The following is a 2,367-nucleotide window of genomic DNA, read 5'->3' on the forward strand; positions in this document are numbered from 1 at the left end:
GTCTATCTTCCACTGTTCGGGACGGCGGTTACACAGCCAGAAGACTTGAGCCTCAACGCTGGGCGGAAAATTTCTTTCGACGGTCACCAGCCGAAGCGTACCGTCATCATCCCGGTACGCGGCCTGCTCCGTTGTGGAATAACCCACTGTCGCAAGTTTGAACAAAGCCTTTGCTACCTCGGCATCCTCGAATAATTTTTTGCGCTGTTCTTCGGTCATCAACCACCTCTATAAATTTAATAATCTTTACCTTTCCCGCGTGCTTCCCGGTCGCAGCCCCGGCGGCATTGGCGGGGCTCTGGCAAGGGTTTTCAATCCGTCATCAAATCCTTAAACAGATCGGCGGCGGCCGCCTGCGCTTGTTCAGCTGCAGATTCGGTATTTGCCGCGCCTGTTTTATCGGCCACCATGTAATGCACGTTTTCCAGGAAGAAGAAGCAGACCATATCCCACAAGTCCGGACTGCCTCGACCTTCCCAGGCCGGCGAGCCTTTTTCCGGGATCTTGAGCCTGAAATTGCCGCTATGGTCCTTGGGTATCCCCGAGGATTGAGCGACCATTTCCTTCTTGTAATCCAAGGTCAGAATCGATAGCCGGCCTTCTTTCGCGGCTCGGGCCGCATGGTGCGAAGCCTGCGCGCGCAAATTCAGATACCGGTCCTTGTTTTCTTTCTTCCAGCAGGGCTTGCCCCACAATACCGGAATCAAAACATGCCCTTGCTCTTCAATCTGCTGACAGATGGTGCCGCCGATACCGCCCTTGTCGACCACATAGGTCACATTCGACAATTCGGCCCCGGCCTCCACGATTCTGGGCGCCAATTTGCTCGATTTCACCTGATTCGTGAACAAGGGGATCAGCACGACCTCTACCCGCCGAGCCTCCGGCCCGGAATCGCCGTAACCGATCACCCGACCGGCGCCGATCGTCGATTTATCGCGAAGCCCTTCGCCTAAAGCCACGTCCGACGATACGACCCAGCCGTAAGGCTCGTCATCACCGATGATTCTGCCCCGGGTGTACAGCGCATGGGAGACCTTCTGCGACATCAGAAACTTCGATGAATCCTCGGGCGGCATGCCGAAGATGCGGACCCGCTTTTCATCGTCGTCATACTCGCCCAGTTTCTCGACCAGGAATGCATCGGAAACCCAGGGCGACTCGACCGAGGAAAACGTCATCGCATCCCAATCACCGCCATTTTCCCGGCTCAATTCCGTTTGCGTCCGGTGAAAATAGCCGGATAACCGGGTGTACTGGCTGGTTATCAGCATCCGGTTATGCGCTTCGGTCAAGGCCCCGGTCAGCGTGGTATACACCTCGTCCGGCACCGTGGAGCCTTCGTCCGCGATCACCAGAAAATTCTCGCCGTGCCGGCCGGCCATCTTGTTCGCGGTTTTCGCATTGGCTGTCTTGCTCTCGACGAACCACTGGTCATCGAATCCGACGACATGGCAGTGATTGTCGGCGCCGACAAAGACATGCGGGTAGATCCACGAAAACGCCCCCAGGCCGATCTTCTCAACCGTGACCGCCACTTCTTTCCAGAGTGTTGCGTTCAGCTGGTCCATGTCATTGGCGGTTACCAGCGTGACCGACTTCGGGAAGCACAGCAGATGCCACAGCACGATGATCGAAAGCGATTTCGTTTTACCGGTCCCGTGCCCGGAGGCTACCGAAGTCCTCGCCCGCGGCCGGGCAATCGACAGCAAAAGCCGTTGCTGTTGAACCGAAAGCTCATACCCGCAGACTTCGACACCGAAGCGGACAATATCGCCCTGGTATTCGCGGCATAATTCCAGCCACCGGGGATCATCAACGAGCGTCCTTTTTCTGGCCATCAATCACTGGAATAGTCGCGCTGAATGCCTAGCCGCGCGTAACGGCCCTCAATGAATTCCTGATGCTTTTGCAGGGACTTCTCGACCGATTGCCGGGTAATCTCTTTCAGTTCCTCCCACGGAATTTGGCTGATGGTAACCTCCTCTTTCACCTCGACACGGTTGCGCCATTTGTCCGGCCGGCGATTGTAGAGCCAAGCCGGATTGGCTTTTGTTTCCGGCGGATAGTGCTTGATGGTCTCTGCCCTGATGATTTCCCCCTCGTGACAAAACAGCTTCTCTTCTGGATGCGAATAGCCCATGCCGCGCATATAAAGGCGTTCGGCCATGTTGGCATCAGCCATCAGCTTCCCGTTCCTAATGGACTCCGAAAAAGATTCATGCGCCAACTTCCACAGGTTGATCGTGGACTCGGAAACATGAAAGAAATCGGCCATGTCCGCATCAGTGGCGCCGAGCAGGCACAGCTTCCGCGCCATTTCGTCAAACCGTTGATGGTATTTGGAATTTCCATGCAACCGTTCGG

Annotated in this window: 3 protein-coding genes; all 3 read right to left on the minus strand. The window is 55.9% G+C overall.

Annotated elements, in window-relative coordinates; genetic code table 11:
• The coding region (locus JJL52_RS21035; protein ID WP_236994407.1) for a hypothetical protein at window positions 1-219 on the minus strand (219 nt) is incomplete at its 3' end.
• 92 nt (window positions 220-311) lie between these two features.
• Window positions 312-1,841, minus strand: a complete 1,530-nt coding sequence (locus tag JJL52_RS21040; RefSeq protein WP_202054484.1) for a hypothetical protein — start codon at window positions 1,839-1,841, stop codon at window positions 312-314.
• Window positions 1,841-2,185, minus strand: coding sequence for a hypothetical protein (locus JJL52_RS21045; protein WP_236994408.1), 345 nt, complete (start codon window positions 2,183-2,185; stop codon window positions 1,841-1,843). Before JJL52_RS21045 ends, JJL52_RS21040 begins: the two co-directional genes overlap by 1 nt.
• Between the last annotated feature and the right edge of the window lie 182 nt (window positions 2,186-2,367).

It is taken from the genome of Candidatus Methylomicrobium oryzae, from assembly GCF_016745425.1.
Classification (GTDB): domain Bacteria; phylum Pseudomonadota; class Gammaproteobacteria; order Methylococcales; family Methylomonadaceae; genus Methylomicrobium; species Methylomicrobium oryzae.